Annotated in this window: 20 protein-coding genes and 1 pseudogene; 9 read left to right on the forward strand and 12 right to left on the reverse strand. The window is 50.8% G+C overall.

Going from position 1 to position 19,396, the window contains the following annotated elements:
* Window positions 1-126 precede the first annotated feature (126 nt).
* The 4 genes and pseudogenes from ACW73I_RS00145 to ACW73I_RS00160 all read right to left on the reverse strand — a co-directional run bounded on the left by ACW73I_RS00145 (window position 127) and on the right by ACW73I_RS00160 (window position 1,846).
* Complete coding sequence (locus ACW73I_RS00145) at window positions 127-441, reverse strand: HigA family addiction module antitoxin (protein ID WP_458027171.1); 315 nt, start codon at window positions 439-441, stop codon at window positions 127-129.
* 10 nt (window positions 442-451) lie between these two features.
* Complete coding sequence (locus ACW73I_RS00150) at window positions 452-730, reverse strand: type II toxin-antitoxin system RelE/ParE family toxin (RefSeq protein ID WP_458027172.1); 279 nt, start codon at window positions 728-730, stop codon at window positions 452-454.
* Window positions 731-962: 232 nt separating this feature from the next.
* Window positions 963-1,286, reverse strand: a pseudogene (locus ACW73I_RS00155) (hypothetical protein); the annotation flags it as partial.
* Window positions 1,287-1,399: 113 nt separating this feature from the next.
* Entirely contained in the window at window positions 1,400-1,846 is a 447-nt protein-coding gene (locus tag ACW73I_RS00160) for a DUF7832 domain-containing protein (RefSeq protein ID WP_458027173.1), read from the reverse strand.
* Window positions 1,847-1,986: 140 nt separating this feature from the next.
* Between ACW73I_RS00160 and ACW73I_RS00165 the strand changes: the two genes are divergently transcribed.
* Window positions 1,987-3,375, forward strand: coding sequence for an integron integrase (locus ACW73I_RS00165; protein WP_458027174.1), 1,389 nt, complete (start codon window positions 1,987-1,989; stop codon window positions 3,373-3,375).
* Window positions 3,376-3,578: 203 nt separating this feature from the next.
* Here ACW73I_RS00165 and ACW73I_RS00170 read toward each other — a convergent pair whose 3' ends face one another.
* The gene (locus tag ACW73I_RS00170) at window positions 3,579-4,502 is read right to left on the reverse strand and encodes a diacylglycerol kinase catalytic domain-containing protein (RefSeq protein WP_255187124.1); all 924 of its coding nucleotides are present in this window, start codon (window positions 4,500-4,502) and stop codon (window positions 3,579-3,581) included.
* A complete protein-coding gene (locus ACW73I_RS00175) occupies window positions 4,499-5,521 on the reverse strand; it encodes an SPFH domain-containing protein (protein WP_255187123.1) in 1,023 nt (340 codons plus the stop codon). The genes ACW73I_RS00170 and ACW73I_RS00175 overlap by 4 nt, the downstream gene beginning before the upstream one ends.
* Before the next feature lie 159 nt (window positions 5,522-5,680).
* Between ACW73I_RS00175 and ACW73I_RS00180 the strand changes: the two genes are divergently transcribed.
* Entirely contained in the window at window positions 5,681-6,394 is a 714-nt protein-coding gene (locus tag ACW73I_RS00180; protein WP_255187122.1) for an NUDIX hydrolase, read from the forward strand.
* A gap of 421 nt (window positions 6,395-6,815) precedes the next feature.
* Here ACW73I_RS00180 and ACW73I_RS00185 read toward each other — a convergent pair whose 3' ends face one another.
* Complete coding sequence (locus ACW73I_RS00185; RefSeq protein WP_458027175.1) at window positions 6,816-7,439, reverse strand: tyrosine-type recombinase/integrase; 624 nt, start codon at window positions 7,437-7,439, stop codon at window positions 6,816-6,818.
* 356 nt (window positions 7,440-7,795) lie between these two features.
* Between ACW73I_RS00185 and ACW73I_RS00190 the strand changes: the two genes are divergently transcribed.
* The 6 genes from ACW73I_RS00190 (at window position 7,796) to ACW73I_RS00215 (ending at window position 10,949) form a co-directional block, all read left to right on the forward strand.
* A complete protein-coding gene (locus ACW73I_RS00190) occupies window positions 7,796-8,305 on the forward strand; it encodes a transglycosylase SLT domain-containing protein (protein ID WP_458027176.1) in 510 nt (169 codons plus the stop codon).
* Between the two features lie 13 nt (window positions 8,306-8,318).
* The gene (locus ACW73I_RS00195; RefSeq protein WP_458027177.1) at window positions 8,319-8,624 is read left to right on the forward strand and encodes a flagellar transcriptional regulator FlhD; all 306 of its coding nucleotides are present in this window, start codon (window positions 8,319-8,321) and stop codon (window positions 8,622-8,624) included.
* Between the two features lie 20 nt (window positions 8,625-8,644).
* Window positions 8,645-9,157 carry a FlhC family transcriptional regulator gene (locus tag ACW73I_RS00200; RefSeq protein WP_458027462.1) on the forward strand — a complete coding sequence of 171 codons (513 nt, stop codon included), beginning with the start codon at window positions 8,645-8,647 and terminating at the stop codon, window positions 9,155-9,157.
* A gap of 210 nt (window positions 9,158-9,367) precedes the next feature.
* Complete coding sequence (locus tag ACW73I_RS00205; protein ID WP_458027178.1) at window positions 9,368-9,640, forward strand: antitoxin; 273 nt, start codon at window positions 9,368-9,370, stop codon at window positions 9,638-9,640.
* A gap of 11 nt (window positions 9,641-9,651) precedes the next feature.
* A complete protein-coding gene (locus ACW73I_RS00210) occupies window positions 9,652-10,041 on the forward strand; it encodes a PIN domain-containing protein (protein WP_458027179.1) in 390 nt (129 codons plus the stop codon).
* A gap of 305 nt (window positions 10,042-10,346) precedes the next feature.
* Window positions 10,347-10,949, forward strand: a complete 603-nt coding sequence (locus tag ACW73I_RS00215; RefSeq protein ID WP_458027180.1) for a hypothetical protein — start codon at window positions 10,347-10,349, stop codon at window positions 10,947-10,949.
* On the opposite strand, the gene ACW73I_RS00220 is transcribed toward ACW73I_RS00215, so the two are convergent.
* The 3 genes from ACW73I_RS00220 to traF form a co-directional block, all read right to left on the reverse strand.
* The gene (locus ACW73I_RS00220) at window positions 10,946-14,143 is read right to left on the reverse strand and encodes a conjugal transfer protein TraG N-terminal domain-containing protein (protein WP_458027181.1); all 3,198 of its coding nucleotides are present in this window, start codon (window positions 14,141-14,143) and stop codon (window positions 10,946-10,948) included. The two genes, ACW73I_RS00215 and ACW73I_RS00220, sit on opposite strands and share 4 nt — an antisense overlap.
* A 61-nt stretch (window positions 14,144-14,204) precedes the next feature.
* Complete coding sequence (locus ACW73I_RS00225; protein ID WP_458027182.1) at window positions 14,205-15,656, reverse strand: conjugal transfer protein TraH; 1,452 nt, start codon at window positions 15,654-15,656, stop codon at window positions 14,205-14,207.
* Complete coding sequence (gene traF, locus ACW73I_RS00230) at window positions 15,653-16,669, reverse strand: conjugal transfer protein TraF (RefSeq protein ID WP_458027183.1); 1,017 nt, start codon at window positions 16,667-16,669, stop codon at window positions 15,653-15,655. Before traF ends, ACW73I_RS00225 begins: the two co-directional genes overlap by 4 nt.
* Window positions 16,670-17,157: 488 nt before the next feature.
* Here traF and mobI point away from each other — a divergent pair, with 488 nt between their 5' ends.
* Entirely contained in the window at window positions 17,158-17,628 is a 471-nt protein-coding gene (gene mobI, locus ACW73I_RS00235) for a conjugative transfer protein MobI(A/C) (protein WP_458027184.1), read from the forward strand.
* Between the two features lie 384 nt (window positions 17,629-18,012).
* On the opposite strand, the gene trfA is transcribed toward mobI, so the two are convergent.
* Together trfA and ACW73I_RS00245 are read right to left on the reverse strand one after the other, a co-directional pair.
* Window positions 18,013-18,879, reverse strand: coding sequence for a plasmid replication initiator TrfA (gene trfA, locus ACW73I_RS00240; protein WP_458027185.1), 867 nt, complete (start codon window positions 18,877-18,879; stop codon window positions 18,013-18,015).
* 7 nt (window positions 18,880-18,886) lie between these two features.
* Complete coding sequence (locus tag ACW73I_RS00245; RefSeq protein ID WP_458027186.1) at window positions 18,887-19,372, reverse strand: hypothetical protein; 486 nt, start codon at window positions 19,370-19,372, stop codon at window positions 18,887-18,889.
* Window positions 19,373-19,396 lie beyond the last annotated feature (24 nt).

Here is a 19,396-nt window from a genome sequence, read left to right on the forward strand (position 1 = left end):
CTGCAATCCATGAGACAAGAAAGGGTGAAACGGAAGGGGTGAAGGGTGTGCAGTCTATCCCAAGCCTAACAACAAGCTCACCCGACGAAAACCGCATCGCGGTTTTGGGTCGGGTGAAGCGCCTGGTTATGCCCTATGCCCCAACTCTGAAACAGAATTCCAGGGGCGAATATTCTTTAACTGGTCCTCAAGGGCATCTTCCGCAATCTCAGTGTCATAAGCCGCCTGAGCCCGCAACCAATAGCCCTTAGACAAACCAAAGAACCGACAGAGCCGCAGGTCAGTGTCTGCGGTTATCGAACGCTTTCCGGCAATAATCTGGCTAATTCTCTGAGCGGGAACCCCTATTTCTTTAGCAAGGCGATATTGAGAAATACCCATCGCCTCAAGAAACTCCTCCTTCAGTAACTCGCCTGGCGTTACGGCATCAATGTTTCGCATGACTTAACTCCTAGTGGTAATCAACAATTTCGACGTCTTCCGCACCCGCTGTGGTCCAGCGGAAGCACACCCGGAACTGTTTGTTGATTCGGATGCTGTACTGGCCTCGACGATCGCCAGACAACGACTCCAACATATTTCCGGGCGGAACCTTAAGATCATCTAGCCGACTTGCGGCCTGAAGCTGTCGGATTTTCCTTAAAGCAATGCGCTCAAAATTGACGAACCGTCCGACGCGATGACCGCTTGCCAGCTTCTCGGTATCCTTACACTTGAATGATATGATCATGGTTTAATAATGACGCAACACGATAATAACGTCAAGCGTTAATAACTGACAAGCTGTTTTGAGAGAAGGGCATAACGCCCTGGTTAACCGGCGCCGGAAGCCGAAGGCTGGAGGGCACCAACATAGGCCATGAAAATGCCGAAGGCATGGCCTATGTTGGCGTCCGCGTTGAACCCACAGTTAGGCTGGGGAGCGAAGGCACATCGGTTGGTGTGCTTGAAAGTTGCCATATTTAGATTTGTATGGGACGCAGTTTTGCGACGAAAGTTGGCCAATCATTGGCGATCACAAGTGCTGCGGATGGCTCCATTCCTATAAAGGGCAAGCACACGACTTTTCCGACGGGATCGATTGCATACATCTCGCCGCCTCCGCTGGTTGCAAACCCAAAATAGCCAGGCGCATACTGCGGTACTTCGTACTCACGATTAAATGTATCCAGTTCGTCGGGTCCCCAGAATTCGCACAAGAAGGGTGACTCTTCAAGCTCACAAACTTTTGGTGCCGGTGAGTTCAAGTACTCGATGATATTGCTGTGCATAAACCGTTTTACCTCTGGCTCGAATGGCTGTTTGAGGAGGGCCTAACGATAAGGGTAACTTGCCGGCTTAAGGGTAGCGACGAAAGGAGCGTAGCTTCGGCCGGTCAAGTTTACCCGCTGGTTAGGGTTTACCAAAATTTCCACCAAGACTTCCCTTTCCGAGCAGTCATCTTCAGGTTTCCGTTTTTGAATTCGTTGAACTTAGCATCCAGGAAGCTTGAGAGCCTGTCGAATTCGATACTTTCCCATTCACCGTAAACGACGTTTGGGAAAAAGGTGCCAAGATCTGCAAGGTAACTCTCGTAGTACGCTGATGTGAATTTGTTGCCGACATCATTTAAATTCCATTCTCCAAATTTCCAATCCATGTACTCATCGAAGTACTTCGCTGCAGATATCCCTCCCTTTCGAACTTGGTCCAGCACCTCTGAATCTTCCTTTGAAAATTCTTCGGCGATCAGGTCTCGTTCAATACACCAACGAACATAGGCTGCAATATGGGTAGCGGCGTTTTCCTCTGGCAGACCTTTTTCCGCGCACGTATCAGTATGCCAATCAGCTCGATCATATGACATTTTTAAACCCTAACAAGTTATTAGATAGTTCCGTATATCTACCATAAAAGCTGCGCTGCTCCAATAAATTTGTGATTAGCAAGGATTTTTCCTTTCTGTATATCATTCACACTGTATCCAAATCAGCTTTGGAGGTTGCCATGTTAGCCGTTCCCGCATCTCTTAGCCAGGCATTTGAAACACAACTCAATCAGCGCAATGTGCCCGACCAGCAACGGCGCGATTTTCACAAGTGGTTTCGGTTTTATCTGGACTTTTGCAACAAGTACGGAGCAAACCCAAAGCTCACCGCAAGCTTTGCTCCATTTGACGAAAAGTTGCAAAGTAAAGGTCAGTCTGAAACACAACGACAACAAGCCCGGCGTGCCATAGCCATCTATTACCGCATGGTCGGCGCGATTAAATCAACATCAACGCCTTCCAGCGATTCATTACCTGATCAGTCATTAACATCGAAGCGATTAGCTGAACCCTATCAGAGTCCTGTCAACCAGACCATTTCAACTCGATCAGCACCAGAAACCCCGAAGCCTTCGCCTGTCGACGAGTCGCCAACGTTAACCGGTGCCAGTTGGGTGACGGTGTACGAACAACTGCAAGCCGCTATCAAGGTTCGTCATTATTCAAACAAAACTTGGCAAGCGTACCGTTACTGGTTGCAGCAATTTCAAACCTACACGAAAAGCAAAGATGCCCGTTTGCTGGACATGGACGATGTGAAAGGTTTTTTGAGCCATCTCGCCATGAATAAGCAGGTTGCCGCTTCCAGCCAAAATCAAGCTTTCAATGCGTTACTGTTCTTGTTCAAACACGTATTGCTAAAAGAATTCGGAAAAGTCGAAGGCGTGGTACGGGCTAAGCGTCGCCCTTATATTCCAGTGGTGTTATCGCGCACGGAAGTCGATCAAATTATCGGTTTGTTGGAGCCGCCTTATGACTTGGTCGCCAAGTTGTTGTACGGTTGTGGCTTACGCCTGTTCGAGTGCCTGAAACTGCGAGTGCAGGATTTAAATTTTGACCTGCAGGTATTGACAGTGCATGACGGAAAAGGCCAGAAAGATCGAACGCTACCCATACCGGAGGTCTTAACAATCGAATTGGCTGCTCAAGTAGAGCGAGTCGCCGCCTTGCATGAACAAGATGTGGCAGCGAAGACTGGCGGTGTGTTCTTGCCTAAATCGCTGGATACAAAATATAAGAACGCCGCTAAGGAATTTGCCTGGCAATGGTTGTTTCCGGCGAAATCGCTCACGTTGGTTCCGGCCAGTCAGGAATATCGGCGTTGGCATTTGCACGAGTCCCATGTGCAACAGGCCATTAAATTGGCCGTGCGTAGAAGCCGGATTGCCAAGCGTGCGTCGGCGCATACGTTTCGCCATAGCTTTGCCAGTCACCTTTTGCAAGCCAATGTCGATATTCGTACCATTCAAGAACTATTAGGCCACAGTGATTTGCGAACGACCATGATTTACACGCATACCGTGCCTAGCCGGACGATCAAGGAAGCGAAAAGCCCGCTGGATTTCTGAAGCCAAACCGTCGGCGGCAATGTGCCAGTTTGCAGTCATTCCTCAATGATTGTGCTGTGGCCGCTCATGGCCGATTCCGAGCATTCGATTCCTAAAAAATCCATTGGTGCCAAAGGCAGTTTTTGTTTGGAGCGTCAGACTGGTTTCAATTCGGAATCGGCTGGGATTCGTTGAAATACCCACATATTTGTCTAACTCCAAATTCAAACAATCAATTGCCCTTGAGTCGCCGCCAAATTGATCGTCACCACCGTACCGGAATTGAATGCCAAGTAGTCGGTTTCGATACCGTCCGAGAAGATCACACCGTTTTCAGGCATCTGTGATTCCAGCTTGAGCGGCGTGTCGGGTGTGATAGAGCCGAAAACCAAGCTGGTGCCGGTAGTCCGACTCGGAAACGGTTCGCGAACGGTAAATTGCAGACGTTGTTCATGCCAAGCAAAACCATCTTTCAGCGGATGGGACTCGCTGCCGGAAACTCCTAATGCCCCAGCCAAGATCGACTGAAACCAGCCAGTTGAGCCAAAACCCGTAGAAATGATAATACCGGATGATGATTGAGTTTCCTGGCGGCCATTCCACGACAGCAGATACCGGGCGGATGTATGGCTTTGCGGTCCAACAAACAGATCATTGACTGCCAGCATGCGTTGACCATCATTGGTTTTTGCCTCGGCAAAGGCTATGGTTTTGCAAGCCGACTTGCCGGCTATGGTACGTGTCACCACTGACAGCAAATCCCCGATTTCGAAAGGCAGCAGCTTGCCGTCCCAGCGGCCAGGATCGGGGTTGATCGCAATGACCGGCTGACCTTCGAGATATTTCAGGGTATTGGCCACCAGCCCATCCTGGCCGATGGTGACCACGATATCGGCGGGTCCAAACTGGTAATTGGGCAGTAGCCGCCGCTCCAGCAGCTGAAATCGGCCCAGCGCTTTCAGCGTCCGTTCGGCCTCTTGCAAACGCCGCTGATAGAGATCGTGCTCATCCAGATAATCCTGGACATCGACCTGGTTGTGTTCCAGGTAAAACCGAGCTTGCGGCCAGGTGTTGAAACGCTCTATTAACTCCTGCAGCCGCGTCTTGCGTACCACCAGAATAAAGCGGTATTGATAATTCTCACTCATGACCGCGCCGATTTTTTCATGATTTGACCGAACAAATCCGGCGTGATGGTCAATTCACCGATCTTGCCGGCATTCTGAGCTAGGGATTCAAAGGCCATGGCCATGAGTTGCTCAGGTTCCATTTTGGCGAGCGCCATCGCCCTGAGATTTTCCACCGGCAGCTCCCTGAATGCCTTCATGCGTTCCGTAATGGCATAGGCTTCCGCATCCGCTTGCTGGCGGCTGTTTTCGCTGTTCAGAGCGACCAATTCTTTGCGTTGTGTTTCGGCGGCAATCTCGGCCTGCAAACGCTCGCGTTCAGTTTCGACTTTTCCACGTTGAATGGTTCGCTCGTTGAGGATCCGTGATTCTGCAATTTCCTGTTCTTTTTGTTGCACCGATAACTCGGTTTGCAGTTCAGCCTCTTTGATCGTGCGTTCCTGTTCGACTGCGGATTTACGGCGATCATAGATGGCGTCATCCGCCTCCTTCAGAATCGCTTCCCTGGCCTCCGCCTCCAGGGCGCGAGCCGTCTCTGGCGTCGGCTGCACGGCGCTGATCGAAACATCCAGCAAATCGATGCCCAATGCCGCCAACGGGGAATCCCCGGCAAGCTGTTCTCGGAGCAAGGCAACTAACGTCTGACCCAGTTTCAATGCATCTCGTAGTCCGGTGACTTGTACTTTGTTCTGCACAATCGATTGCACGATACGAATGACCCTATCCGACAATTTCAGTGGATCTTCCGAGACATACGTCAGACCGTCGTTTTTCAGACTGTAATTCAGCATCTCGGCCATTCTTTCCGGTTCAGTCACCCGATATGTCACCTGGCCTTGCACGGTCACCGACTGAAAGTCTGCCGTCAAAAGCTTAAAAATGAATGGAGCTTCCTGAGCACTGACCGGTACTGCGGCGATCGAGGCCGTGGCAGCATTGTAGAAAAAGCTCAAGCCTTTGCCTTTTTTTCGGGCTTTACCGTTAACGGTTTTGATAACAAACGTTGATGAGTCCGCTTTGAAATATTGAATGCCTAACATGGTATTTCTCCTGTTTGTGTCGAAAAGTCACTTAATAAAAATAGTGACTAAAAGACATTAAATTGTCAAGCACGAAAGTGACAAAAAGACACCAATTTTGTGATAATGCTTACTGCCTCAAAATTTGCCATCAAATGGTCAGAGAGACCTACCGCTACCATGGATGAAAAACAGTTTTTAGCTGAATACGATAAACGCCAATATGCAAGCCCACTGCTGACTGTCGATGCTGTGCTGTTTACCTATCATGAAGAAAACCTGAAAGTATTATTGGTCCAGCGCTCGAACCACCCCGACCGGGGCAAATGGGGTTTGCCGGGCGGTTTCGTCGACTTGGAGCGGGACAAGACCCTGGAAGAGACGGTGTTACGCAAACTCAAGGAGAAGACCGGTATCGATCCGCCCTATCTGGAGCAGTTGCAAAGCATTGGCAATGCCGGGCGGGACAAGCGAGGCTGGTCGGTAACGGCTGTCTATACTGCATTGATGGCGTATCAGGACTGCGAAGCCCACATCGACACGGTGGCCGATGCGCAATGGCTTTCTCTGGATGTGGTCAACAATATGGAGTTAGCCTTCGATCATCTGGCCATCATTAAACTGGCACGGGAACGTATGCGGCAAAAGGCACTGTATTCGATCGTACCGGCCTATGCATTACCGGAAACATTCACACTACCGGAACTCCAACACCTGCACGAAATTTTGATAGGAAAACCGTTGCAGAAAAAATCTTTCCGTCGCCGTATCGAACAGGCGGAACTATTGATCGATACCGGCGAAAAACGCTCGGAGGGCGGCCGGCCGGCCGTTCTGTATCGGATGAAACAGGGCTCAGGTGCTTATACCTTCGTGCGCAATTTGGAGGATTGAATGCATGCATGTCGTTCCTGAAAAAATTGCTCATTGCTATAGGCCTAACAAGCCCGCGTAGCTCCGATTAGCGAAGCGTAATCGGAGGAACGAAAGCCTTACATCCGTGCGATTAGCAACGCGTAATCGTATTAAAATGGCTACACCCTATGCCTGCTTTTGGCTGGACATTTGCCATTGGGACTTTTGTTTCGTCTGACGGGTATTGGCCGGGTAGAGCCGAAGACGATGCAAGATTGCTCGCCAAAAAGCTGCCATTTCGCTGCTTCACTGGATTTCCAACTCTTTGTATAAAAACAGTTACTCCGCCCGCTAGATATAAAACGTGTTGATGCAACGCGACCGACAAAATAGGTCGGAATTAGGTCACCCAAAATTGGTAGCAGTCAAAAATACACGACTGCTACCTCATCAAAAAGCGCTAAATTTCAGTCTGCTCTGAAATTTCTAGTGCGTCATCAACCTCTATTCCAAGATACCGTACAGTACTTTCAAGCTTCGAATGACCCAACAATAGTTGGACAGCCCGCAAGTTTTTTGTCCGACGGTAAATCAAGGTTGCCTTTGTCCGGCGCATCGTATGGGTTCCGTATGCTGCTGGATCAAGACCGATCGATGTCACCCAGTGCTCAACAATGCGAGCATATTGCCGGGTTGAAATGTGTGGTGATTCATGAATTCGACTAGGGAAAAGATATTCATCGGATTTCAATTGAGCCTGGCTAATCCAGTTTGCTAATGAGTCTCTGGTTTGTTCGGTTATCTCAAATTGAACAGGTCTATGTGTTTTCTGCTGCATTATGATTGAGCGAGATGATACTCGACCTGCCTGAGCAATATCGCAGACCTTGAGCTTGACCAAATCGCAACCTCGTAATTTGCTATCGATGGCCAGGTTGAACAACGCAAGCTCGCGCGTGTTTTTGTCCATCTGTAAACGAATACGTATGGCCCAAATTTCCTTCAATTTTAGAGGCGATTTCTGACCAATCAACTTGCCCTTGTTCCAGGGCGTATGCCGATGGCTTGGGTTTTCTTGATTCATGACGAACTCCTAATGGTTGTTTAAGGAGATTTATTGTCATGCTATTGCTTTGATCAGATGGAAATCGACAACGGGTGCCAATGCTATATCTATGGCTGATGCCCAAAGTACATTTTGTCCATACTCCACGAATATCGACCCTAAGGGTGATTTTTCAAACCAGTTTTCTTCAGCAGCAGGTTTTACACTTTCATTGATGTTAATTTAATTGAGAGTGTGCCATGTTGAGTCAACTCAAATGCTTACCCGTACAAAGTCGGCGCAGACCATTACCACTTATACCCAGTCATATCGCTTTATTACTAGGCTTGATGTCTAGTGTTTACGCCGAGTTAATTTGGGCGGCCGAAAACCAGATGCATGTACGATCGGCCAGCGTCTTTTCTGCCAAACCTTCATTGATAAACACAGTATGGGGGCAAGTCGCTGCACGGCATCAACTGGATCCCTACATCTTGTACGCAGTAGCGTTAATAGAATCGAGAAATGATCATCAAAAAAACCAAGTAACACCCTGGCCCTGGGCGCTCAATCATGCCGGCAAAGCCATCATTTCAAGTAATAAACAAGACGCCATTACCCAGCTTAAAAAGCTGCTGAAAGATGGAGATCGAAATGTCGACATCGGCATGATGCAAGTCAATCTACGTTGGCATGGACATCGAGTGGACAAACCCGAACAGTTGCTTGATCCAACTACTAACCTCGAGATAGGCGCAGGGTTGCTTGCCAAAGCGATTCAATCGGCGCCGGATAACCCCGCCTTGGGTATCGGGCGTTATTACCACTGGAAGAATATTCCTGCCGCTATCGAGTATGGCAAAAAAGTCATTACCGTAGCTGAGCTTATCAGATCGGTCATTTAGGCACGTCATCTCAATGGACGATAATCTGTATAACCTTAACCTGGATTATTTGCTAGTGGCCAAAGAGATGATCGCAACTGGCGATGCACATAAAGCCCAGTTTTATCTTGGTTTGCCGGCAGAAGCCATTGAAATACTCCGCAACATGACAACCAAGCAGATGAAAGCATTGGCTGGAAGCGACTATCTAAAATTTTGCCCTCGCTTCAATCCCAGTCACTGGCGAGAATTTATGGAAACACAAGCATTTGCTTCAGAGTCTCCAGAACACCGGGCCAAAGAGTTACTAATGATACTTGCCCAGGATGGCCCAGCGTGAGGCAGTCGCACCCTTACCAAATGCAGTGGTATGAGCATTGGTTGTTATATGAATTGCTAAAGCGAAAATTGCGCACATCGATCGTCAAAAAAGTCATTACATGTCTGCGCGACAAGGATTTACAGCATATTTTCTATAAGTTACACCGAGAAAGGCCTCTGCCCGGGAAAATCCCTAGCCTCGAGATGATCACGCAGGCCCGCGAAACTTTCTTATACATGGCATTATTTGTGTCCATTTATCGTTGTGCCAGTCTGCGTAACGTAAAAACCGGCATAGACATTAATGCTGTGATGTTTGCCTGGGATTATTTTTGTAAAACCTTTCCAGGTCATATCCGTGAACGACGACCTTTCGGTAAAATCAGGCCGGCCAATTTCACCGAGGCTTGGGTGATTGCTGAGGCTTTTCAAGTTGGCATGGTGAAATTGCGCTACTGCAGTCGGTGTCATCATGATTTCCTGATCATCTATGACAGCAATTTTAAGCCCGTCTGCCAAATGTGCGCCATGAAAAGCAAATCAAGTACATGACGAACATTTGCGCGATGGGATTAACCGTATGGTTGTTTCCGTACCGGCTTTTAAGACCTTGGCTTCCTGGTAGATGCGCTCGGAATATTTACGGACAAGCGTACCGCTAATAGTTGTGCAGTGAAGTGCGGGCCGACAGATGCAGCCGGACCGATTGACACGGCGCATGTCAGGCATATACAGTGTGGCATATACATGGGAGAACAACGCATGCCAAACCTATCGATCCCTTCCAGGCCCAAGGAGGCCAAGCTGTTTCGCAACAACCGCAGCCAGGCGGTTCGGATTCCTGTGGAGTTCGAGTTACCGGGGGATCGCGTGATGATCCATCGCGAAGGCAATAAACTCATCATTGAGCCAGTGACCCGGCCAACGAACATCGTCGAACTGCTGGCTGAGTGGAAGAAGGAGGCGCCGCTAGGGCCAGAAGATCAGTTCCCTGCTGTCGAGGACATGCCCGCCCAGCCAGAGGACATATTTTGAAAGGATATCTATTGGACACGAACATCATCAGCGATGTGATCCGCAGCCCGGATGGGCCTGCCGCACGTCGCATTGAGCAGGTCGGACCCAAAGAGATTTTCACCAGCATCATCGTCGCCGCCGAACTACGCTATGGCTGCGCAAAGAAGGGCTCGCCCAAGCTGCTCACCAGAGTAGAAGGTATCCTCGAAACAATCCCCGTGCTGCCACTGGATATTCCGGCTGACGCCGAATATGGTGGCATCCGCGCTGAACTGGAAGCCGCTGGCCAGCCTATCGGCATGAACGATCTGCTGATCGCCGCGCACGCCTATGCGCTCGGCCTTACGCTAGTGACGGACAACACGCGCGAATTCAGCCGCATCCGCGGCCTCGACGTTGAGAACTGGCTGGAAAGATAGCCCCCTTCCTGTTTGGCCGAATCCAATGATTATTTGACAGGCAAAAACACTCCTAAGTCTTGCAGGCGAGTTCTGAGAAATTCCGACATCCCAGAACGGTCGTGCATAGGATTGCTGACATGCCATTTAGAAGTTCGCAGCTTATTGCATGGTAGGCCCAATGAACAGGCGCAGTTGTCTTATTTGAATAGCGCTGCCAGCATTTACCTGAGGAACTTGATTACCAAAGCTGAAACGAGCTCGGGCTTGGCAACTCAGGTTGGCCGCAGTAAAATTAAGCCACTGCGAAAAACAGGAGATCATTAATGTCTTCGTTATCATCACATCGCTTTCGATTGTCGTCCAACAAGCACCCAATTAAGTCCGTGAAGTCGGTATTGGCCGATCATCATGCCACGGTCAATTGCCTCGAATGTAACCGAATCATGGTGCCCAGAGTGGTGACGTATTATGGCCAACCACTTCGATCGGTCTGTCCATTTTGCGGAGCTACCTTTGCGAAGTTTCCGAGTGGGTTACAGCTGTTTTTTCAACGCTTTTCCCAAAAAGTTGTTTCTTTCGCTGCTTTTAAACGAATAGCTTTGGTAGCCGCTGGCTTTGGTTTGATTTGGCTTCTTGCAACCATGGAAATATTGCCTGGCGAGATGGAGGCCTTTGGGATATTCGGTAGCATCATTTTCAGCGCGTTCGGCCTAGCTGAACTTTTTTATCAAACTATCGAATTCATTGCGAAACAGTTATCGCATAACAGTAGTTATTATTGGTTGGCTACAGCTTTGATCGCAATTTTGATTCTGTATGTTAGAGATGATCTAACCCGTTACGTCGTGATTGCTTCTATTCTTATGATAGTTAGATGGATACTGGCCGGTCTTGCGGTCGCCAGAAGTTACTCTCATGAAAGTTAATAGTTTATGCGGCCTCGCGCCCGATTGTAATTCCCAATCTGATCAATAAGATCCATACGACCTTGACCAGCCGCACTTTTAAGTAGCTTGGCGATATCATTACCTTCGACACTACCTTCCTCTTCTATTAACTGGCTTCTAGCGACACCAAGGGTGCCACCATACTCACCGGCAACAGCAATCCCAGCAAACGCTTCAAACATAGCGGCACGATAATAAGCTTGCTGACTTGGAGTTAATTTATCTGCAACTTCATTTACTCTTTGATTGGCCCACACTTGAGATGCCTCCGTAAATCCAGAATAGGATTGCTTTGAGGCATATTTTATTGAATCCCAAATATCCATTCCTTGTGCTTGAGATTGTTGAACATAATCGGCAAACTCCTTGACATGTTGGTTACCAACCGATCCTACTGCTTCTAATGTCTTAGCGGTATTGTATAAGCTGCCTCCTAAAAAATTATAGGAAGCCTCCGCCGCCGAAGGCGTGTCATTAGCCGCTACCGCTATCGATTGCCTAAAATGCTCTGCTTTGACATTCGCCAATTGCCCAAAACCATCTCTTGAATTTTGCTCACGCTCTGCCAGGTTACGATCGTGTTGTGCTTCGACACGGGCTTCGCCGCCGGCAATTTTCCCCGTCGCTGAACCAATCTGTGCCTGAGCACGCTGATTTAACGATGCGGTTTCAGCGCGAGGGTCTTTGAGACTGGCCTGTTCGACGATAGCTTGAACCCTACCAGTTTCCGGTGCATTGGTTTTCAGCGATTCGTTTCGACTGGCATTCCAGCTTTGATCGGCCTGCGGTGCATTAAAGGCATCGCCCAACAGTTGATAACCCGAAATTTGTGCCTGGTGCGATTGTTGATCATCCAGCGTGCGGTAACTGGGTGACGAAAAACCGGTCAATAACGACATGCCGGCAGCGGCATAGGCCTGATCGGCATCGCTGATCCACCCCGACGCTTTCCACTGTGATGCCAACCGCTGTGTATCGCCTCGTAAGCCATACTGGTCCAGTGTACGATCCAGACGTTCCATCAAGCCAGAATCATGCGCGATTTTGTATCCCGTTTCCGCCGCGCCGAAACTGGCTTGTGTCCCAAAGCGTTGTTGAGACGATAAAATTTGTTGATAGGATTCGCTGGCGGATACGGCGTCGGTTGCGCTGTGTTGCAACGAGGACAGCGATTGATTTTGCAGACCCATCGATGCGACATTTCGGGTACCGGTTTGTGCATCCAGGGCCAAGCTTTTCGCCAAGCCGGCTTGATAGCCTTGACTGTCGTTGACGGTTTGACTGATGTCGGCGGCGATAGCGTCGGACTTGTCCTGACTGACTTTGAAGTCGTTTTGCAATCGACCGGAAATTGCGCCGCTGAGTTGGTCGCTACCCAGCTTGGCTCCAGCATTGGCACTGCCGGCCACCAAGGCCGAGAATTGATCGGCGGATATGCCGGTATCGGCATGTTTCTTGGCAAACGCTTCGCCAAACTGGCGATTGTAGGCGTCTGTATAACTGGAACTGCTGGCAATCTGATTGCCAAGCGACCGGCTATCAAACGCATCGCTGCTGATGCTAACCGATTTCGACGCCGTGGACGACACGCTATGCATAAAGCTATTGGTGGCTTGCTCGGACGCAGAATAGGCAGATGAAACGGCCGCGCTCATGTCCTTCCCGGCGGTAAAGGTCGGCAGCACCTTGTCGACACCTGTTTGCGTGACCGCCGACAATGGACTGTATTGATGCTGCGCTTGGGCATTCAATACCGGTGCCGGGCTGATAACGTCGGGCGTGGCGATTTTCTCGTTCACGTAATCGCCACCGTCCATGCGTCCCAGAAAATGGGTGGCGGTGACTGCGCCACGGTAGATTAGCATCAAGGTGATCGCCGGCGTCGATGCCGCCAGCATGCCGCCGATCGACAACCATTGCTGCAACTCCATATCCAGCTGGTAAATGCCCATCATCGACGGTAGATTGTAGGTGGCCGTGGTCAGCGCCGCCATTTTGCCTGCGGCCGACATCTGGATAAACAGATTGATTACCGCGAGAATAGGCATCCACAATTGGATCCACAGCAACATCGAGAAGTAGCCGATATTCATCCGGATGCCGACATTGCCCAGCATCACCACAAAGGCCATGATCGGTGCGATGGCATAACTCAAGCCTTCGATAAACGCCATCATAGGCCGGACGATCTTGGCAAACAACGTTTGCTCGGCCGCCCATTGGGTATTGCGTTGCTGAATGGCTTGTTCGACCATCGCCGCTTTGTTCCAATGCAAGCCGTCTTCATGCCGACCGATGACACCTTTCTCGAACATCGGCATGATGGCCGACATCAGCATGTAATCGGCGGCATCGACCACACCGGGACCGGCCAGCGCATCGAAGGCGTCTTGGATTTTCGGCACCGTATCGCCTGCCGCCGGTACGCCCAAGCTCGGTTGCAACAAGCCTTCCAGCGCCGTCGCAAAATTGCCATTGGCCACTACGCTCAAATCGGCCCAGGCATCGGTACAGGTTTTGGTTTGAGGTTGGCCACCGACATAGATTTGCGTCATATAGATGTCGGAATCGAAGCGAATGGCATTCAGGGGATCGGCATCGCGCAAGATGGCATCTACCGATTTCTGGTTTAGATCGACACCGGTCAACGTGCATTCCCGCACGTAATTGGCAAATGAGGTCTCCATATCGCTGCCAGCATTCGGCACATTGGCCGCGCCTAAATTCACCCGCGACAATAGATTCTTCCTTACCGCCGTCAAGGTCTGCAAGCTGTCGGCAAAGCCATTGCCGGTCATCGACGGGGTGCCAAAGCCTTGTTCGAACAATCGCGTGGTGCGATAACCCATGTTCGACATCACACTGCCGACCACCGCCGGCCCCAACGGTACGTTGTCGACCACCACCACGCTACCGGTATAGGAATCTTCGATCGAGACTCGCACCGACGGTGCATACAGCATCAACCACAACACATAGGCCAGCAGTAAATCTTGATAACGAATGCCGCGACCATCCCATTGCAACAAAGCTCGGAGCATGACGATGATGACGCCGATCAAGCCGCCGACGGCCGCCGCGGTGCGGTAATCACCGGTCCCGGAAATCATCGCGATGGCATTGAGGACAGCTTGCAAATAGGCGGAATCGCCCACGGAGAAGATTTCAAACATGGGCAACCTGCCTTTTAATCAACGAGGGAGAAAACCATCTTGGGGAACAGGGAATGAGCGTTTAAGGACTGGGCCAAGCCGTCCCGGTAGCTGGCAATTGCGCCACGGTGCCGTAGTGTTTGGGCTTCACGGTGGTCATCAACTGCTGGTAAAACGCCATCAGCGTTTGTGGATTACCGTAACGGCCGGCGATGGTGACGTATTCGTCCTGGATTTGCTCCCTTGCATCCTTCAAGGCGTCCATCAACAACTTGGCATAGGCGTGGTCATTCATATGTGCCGCAGTCTGCACAGCGTTGAGCAAATCGTTGACGATCAGCTGCGCCAATTCCAAGGCAATCACCGGTGCCGCTTCTTCGGCCCACAGTTTGGCAATGCCGGCGTCTTCCCGTGCCAGGTTATGGATCATGCCGCCGATGGCATCCGGCACGGTTTGCATGAAGGCTTTTTCGCTGTCGGTGATTTGACCGCTGTTGGTCGAGAACTTGTAGATAAGGCCGTTGCCGGTATTGGCCGAACCCAACAGGATGTCCATCACCCGCTGCTTCAAGCCCACCAGATTGACGTTCTGGACGATGGGTTTGAGACACTGATCGGCATCGTGACCGTCTGTACAGGTATATATCCTGACGGTTTGGTAGCTGTTGCCGGCGTCGTTGCCGTACATCAAGTCCTTGATCCGTAAAATCGGTGGCGGCGCGCTGATGGCATTGTTTTCGCCTTTGCCATCGGGCGCGGCTTGTGGCGCATCGACGATCACCGTACCGGAAATACTCATGGCCGCTTCCAGCAAACTATTGCCGCCAAACCGAAACCAACCACCGGCGTTTTGGTTGACCAAGGCCCGCCAGACCAGATTACCTTGGATGATCTTGGTCATATCCGTCGGATCATTCTGCTTGATTTGCTGTACCGGATCACCCAGGGTACTGGTATTGGTCCAGCTGGAAAACACATCCGAAATGCCTTGGGTAAACGAGGCATTGGACAGATTGGTTTTGCTTTGCAGGTCGAAGGCTTTGACCGTATCGTTGACGAGGCCTTGCGCCAAACGGCAGGAGTTGCTGAACATCTGGTTCATCTCCTGGATTTTCTTTTGCAGGTCGGTCATCACCGACGCACACCAGGGACACATGGCACCGACGGCCAACTGAAACGCATAACCGGCAGCATTGCCGGCTACGTTACGCAGCAATTGCACAAACTGGTTGAAGTTGATGAAACTGAAGCTGCCGGCGAACAAATCGATACCACCGCAACCGGCACTGAACGAGGGCGGCACGAACGAGACCAGATTGGTGTTGGTAATGCCATTGCGCGCCACCAGGCTGCCGCCAGTAATCACACCTCGACGCTGCCCCAAATGGGCGGTCGGGGCCGTGAAGTTGGTCATGGTACCGAACATGCTGTCCATTTCCTGTTGCAAGTCGGCATAGGCTGGAACTGAACTCTCAACCAACAAAATCAACACCAGCACCTGGCGGAAGCGTAGCTGAAGCGAAAACGAAGTCATGGCGTGCTCCCCCTTTGCGCACTGCGTTGCAATGCCTGGATCAATGACAAAGGATCTTGTGCCACCGCCGGGCTGATACTGCCAGCCGTTGGTAACAGCATCGGCGTATTGCGAATACCCTGAGTGGTTTGATATTGCGAAGCATCGATCCAACCCGCTTCCTTGGCGGCCAGCAGAATCCGTCCGGTGACTTCTTCCAACGACAACGCGCCTTGCGCCAACGGCACAATTTGCTTGGGCGGTTTCATCAGGAACAGCGCCGGGGTTTGTCCGACGCCCAACATCGCCGCCTGACCGTTATCCCGTTTGAACTGGCTAAAAAAGCCGTTCGGCATGGGCAAGCCATCGAGCGACACGGGATAAATCTTGAAACCGTAGGCGTTTTCCAGCATGGCCAGAATTGGCGCCTGCACATGGCAATAAGGACAATCGGAACGAAAGAAAAACAAAATGCCAGCTTGGGCGGCAATCGCTTTCAAAGCCTGTTCGGCGACCACACTGGCTTGATGATTGGCTTCATTGGCCGCATAGGTGGCCACCGGACGGCGCACCGTTTCATCGAGTTGCGGATCGGACATCACCACGTAACGTGCGGCGTTGGTAAAGCGCTCGGCTTTATCCATCATCACCCGCTGCAGGTAATAAAACGCGGCCACATTCTCGGGACTGGGATCGTCGATGGCCTGGTTCAGGTAATGCTCCAGGTTTTGCTTCAGCCATGCGGAGGAAATCGGTTGGGGTTCTGCAGAAGACTGGGCTTGAGTTTTGGATTCAATTTCAGCCTGAACGTCGCTGGGCGGTTTTATGTCTGCCTTGGAGTTTTCCTCGTTGGCATGGGTTTCGGGTTGGGATTTTTTAACCGGCACCGGCAACACCTCATACCAAAACCAGCCGCGTTGTTTGTCTTCGAAATACGACATAGCCTGCCTGTCGACGGCCTCATCAGCCCATGCGGGCAATGCTTGCAGCAACAACGTCAGTACCATCAGCAATACGGCGGGATATGGGTTCATAGCCCTATTGTCACACCGGTCAACAGGCTACTCGTCTGCAATAAAGGTCAAATTCGACCTAAGATGCAGGATAAAACAAATTTTTTTACCTTGGTTGCAATAAAGGGCAATTTTGGCCTTTGTTGTCAGGCCACAGGCTTTTCCCACGCTTAGAATCCGCTACAGGTTTTGATCAGACTCAGTTCATAAACCTGTGCAGGATTTCCGTTCGGCATGTCCCTGATCTATCAGGGACATGCGGCAAACTTTTTCAGCCATTCGCTAGGCGCCGTGTCTGAACAGGGATAGGCCGATAACCCCGTTATCAGGGAACATCGATGCCAACCTGGCAATTTTTCACTGCCTGAATCCCTGATCATTCAGGGACGCAAGGGCGGTGTGTCTGTACAGGTTTTTAGCTCTAGCCCTGTGTCATACCAGAAAATCCCCCCAAAAATCCCTCAGGGACGATCACTCTAAATCCCTGAAGTTAAGTATTAGGAAAATTCATGAAAAGCGACGATATCGAGAAAGAACCCTTATTGCCGACTGATGCTGCCGTCTTGTCGTGGCTGGAGAACAAAGCCGAGCAATTGCATGCCCATGCCCGCATGTTGGTGGATGATTACTGGCGACAATTGAATCAGCGACATCAACACGTGACTACCAAAGAGCGCGGCCGTATTGGACTTAGGATTCGGCGTCGTGAAAGTCGGCTGTCGTTTAGCATCGAGTGGTACCGAATGACCACCCTGCGCCAAAATGCTCAAAATAAACCGATCTGCCAATACCTGAAAAAAGGTCCTGGCTATCGCTATCCCCTGCAGCGGATACTGAAGGGTGAACCCGACTGGGAACAGCAACTGGTAGAAACCTTGGAAAACGAATTCGCCGATATCCGTAAGCAAATGGCCATGCTAGGCAAACTGCGCGATGCCTATTTGCAGTTTCAAAAAGCCATGGAAACAGGTTTGCGCTGAGTGTCGATGACGCTGCTGATTGGAAGGCCAAGGCCCAAAGTTATCCACAGGGCAGTGGTCCTATATTTAGATTAAAAAAAGATTATAAATAGATTAGCACCCGTTTTTTCGAATCGTTGAAAATCGCTGCAGGCCACGTCAATCGTGACTTGCAGCGATTTCAAAAAATTGACCGAGCGTTAGTCGAATGCCGTGTGTTTTGTCAGCCGAATGCCGTGCTTTGCGTTAGCCGAATGCCGTGGGGTGTCAGTCGAATGCCGTTACCTTGTTAGCCGAATGCCGTGCCTCTGTCAGTCGAATGCCGTGTGCCCGTCAGCCGAATGCCGTGTCGGGGTGGCATCGACCGGGCTAAAATAGCGTCAGTCGAATGCCGTGCCTTTTTGTTCAGTGTTGATTGAGCTCAAGATGCCGTTTTTGCGTCGGCGTCGGTTGTTTTTTGACCTTGACGACATCCTCATCGATTTCAAAATTCTCCAAAGCACCGATCATGACCAAAGCTTGCAAGGCTTTTCGCATCCGTAGTTTGAAGTCGCGGGGGTTTTGGGTGCTACTGCCGCTAAGTTGGTAAAGCGTTTGCAGTTTCAACGGATACGGTGCGGCATGCGACGACAGGAAGCCATGCAGCCATAGCGCCAGTGGATGTTTACGCAATTGCTGCCGCTGTTCGAATTCGATATGGGTGTATCCCTCTTCGAACAGTCGCAGCATCGATTCGGTCAGTTCCACCACATAGCGTTGAGTGACTTCGTCGCGGTGGTAGCGCAAGAAACCTTTTTCACCAAAGGTCTGCCGACCGTTATAGGTAATTTCGACGAAGGCACCTCCCAAGCGCGCCATGGACTCCTTCAGCCATTCATGCTGACTCTTGCCGGTCGAACGGCCCAGTGCCGTCAGCAGCGCGTGCGCACTGAAGGTTACGCTAAAGCCTGGCAATTGCGTTCTGGACAAATGGACGATCTGCATCCAGACGTCCAGATCCGACTGATTGAGCTGAACGCCCAGATAACGGACTTCGATCCCATCGACCGCTGCCAGTAAGGTACGCTTTTTGTACGCAATCCGTTCATTACCCTGCACGCCAGCAAACAAGGCACTGCGCAAACAGGCATTCGGCGTACCGCGCATAGCGGCTGGCCAGCTGGGAAGCGTAGCTAACGGCTCAACGCGTCGGGGTTGGGCTTTTTTTCGCTCAGTCAATGACTGGAAGCGTTCGGTCAGATTGATCAGTGATGTTCCGGTATTTTGGGTCATACCATCCTCACTTTTTCAAGCTGCGTGGATCGCAGTGCCGGAATGTCGAAGTTACTGGAGGCGGGTTTCTCTCGATCAGGTCGTGTTCCGCTTCGGTCAAATCGAGTTGATGATGACAATACTTGCGCCAAGCGCGTTCTAATCGAGACTGGTCGTCGCCGAACGGCACGCTGGGAGCACTCTGGTTCGGACTCGTTTCTTTGCCTTTTGCAGTCACTGCGGAATCGGTATCCGTGTGCAGCCTGGGCAAATCCACTTGACTGACGACATGCTCTATCGACGCCGTCCGTAACGCCGAACCGCCAATTCCGCCGGCCTGCCAAGCACTGTCCAAGCGCCAGGGGCCTTTGGAATCGAGCATCATCGATCCGATCACGATTTCGTCGACACGCTCATCCCGTGCGGCTGGTGTTGCGCAAGCCGTGCACAGCACCAGGGCAGCAAATACGGGGATAAAAGAGCGACGATAGGGGAAAATGCTGTCAATGTTCATGCGGCCTCCAGACGAATTAGAAAG

Source organism: Methylomonas sp. MgM2 (genome assembly GCF_054172045.1).

What these genes read in the sequence shown, in the direction of transcription:
- ACW73I_RS00145 (WP_458027171.1), bottom strand. Translation starts at nt 441, where the DNA reads ATGCGAAACATTGATGCCGTAACGCCAGGCGAGTTACTGAAGGAGGAG.
- ACW73I_RS00150 (WP_458027172.1), bottom strand. Translation starts at nt 730, where the DNA reads ATGATCATATCATTCAAGTGTAAGGATACCGAGAAGCTGGCAAGCGGT.
- ACW73I_RS00160 (WP_458027173.1), bottom strand. Translation starts at nt 1,846, where the DNA reads ATGTCATATGATCGAGCTGATTGGCATACTGATACGTGCGCGGAAAAA.
- ACW73I_RS00165 (WP_458027174.1), top strand. Translation starts at nt 1,987, where the DNA reads ATGTTAGCCGTTCCCGCATCTCTTAGCCAGGCATTTGAAACACAACTC.
- ACW73I_RS00170 (WP_255187124.1), bottom strand. Translation starts at nt 4,502, where the DNA reads ATGAGTGAGAATTATCAATACCGCTTTATTCTGGTGGTACGCAAGACG.
- ACW73I_RS00175 (WP_255187123.1), bottom strand. Translation starts at nt 5,521, where the DNA reads ATGTTAGGCATTCAATATTTCAAAGCGGACTCATCAACGTTTGTTATC.
- ACW73I_RS00180 (WP_255187122.1), top strand. Translation starts at nt 5,681, where the DNA reads ATGGATGAAAAACAGTTTTTAGCTGAATACGATAAACGCCAATATGCA.
- ACW73I_RS00185 (WP_458027175.1), bottom strand. Translation starts at nt 7,439, where the DNA reads ATGAATCAAGAAAACCCAAGCCATCGGCATACGCCCTGGAACAAGGGC.
- ACW73I_RS00190 (WP_458027176.1), top strand. Translation starts at nt 7,796, where the DNA reads ATGCATGTACGATCGGCCAGCGTCTTTTCTGCCAAACCTTCATTGATA.
- ACW73I_RS00195 (WP_458027177.1), top strand. Translation starts at nt 8,319, where the DNA reads ATGGACGATAATCTGTATAACCTTAACCTGGATTATTTGCTAGTGGCC.
- ACW73I_RS00200 (WP_458027462.1), top strand. Translation starts at nt 8,645, where the DNA reads ATGCAGTGGTATGAGCATTGGTTGTTATATGAATTGCTAAAGCGAAAA.
- ACW73I_RS00205 (WP_458027178.1), top strand. Translation starts at nt 9,368, where the DNA reads ATGCCAAACCTATCGATCCCTTCCAGGCCCAAGGAGGCCAAGCTGTTT.
- ACW73I_RS00215 (WP_458027180.1), top strand. Translation starts at nt 10,347, where the DNA reads ATGTCTTCGTTATCATCACATCGCTTTCGATTGTCGTCCAACAAGCAC.
- ACW73I_RS00220 (WP_458027181.1), bottom strand. Translation starts at nt 14,143, where the DNA reads ATGTTTGAAATCTTCTCCGTGGGCGATTCCGCCTATTTGCAAGCTGTC.
- ACW73I_RS00225 (WP_458027182.1), bottom strand. Translation starts at nt 15,656, where the DNA reads ATGACTTCGTTTTCGCTTCAGCTACGCTTCCGCCAGGTGCTGGTGTTG.
- traF (WP_458027183.1), bottom strand. Translation starts at nt 16,669, where the DNA reads ATGAACCCATATCCCGCCGTATTGCTGATGGTACTGACGTTGTTGCTG.
- mobI (WP_458027184.1), top strand. Translation starts at nt 17,158, where the DNA reads ATGAAAAGCGACGATATCGAGAAAGAACCCTTATTGCCGACTGATGCT.
- trfA (WP_458027185.1), bottom strand. Translation starts at nt 18,879, where the DNA reads ATGACCCAAAATACCGGAACATCACTGATCAATCTGACCGAACGCTTC.
- ACW73I_RS00245 (WP_458027186.1), bottom strand. Translation starts at nt 19,372, where the DNA reads ATGAACATTGACAGCATTTTCCCCTATCGTCGCTCTTTTATCCCCGTA.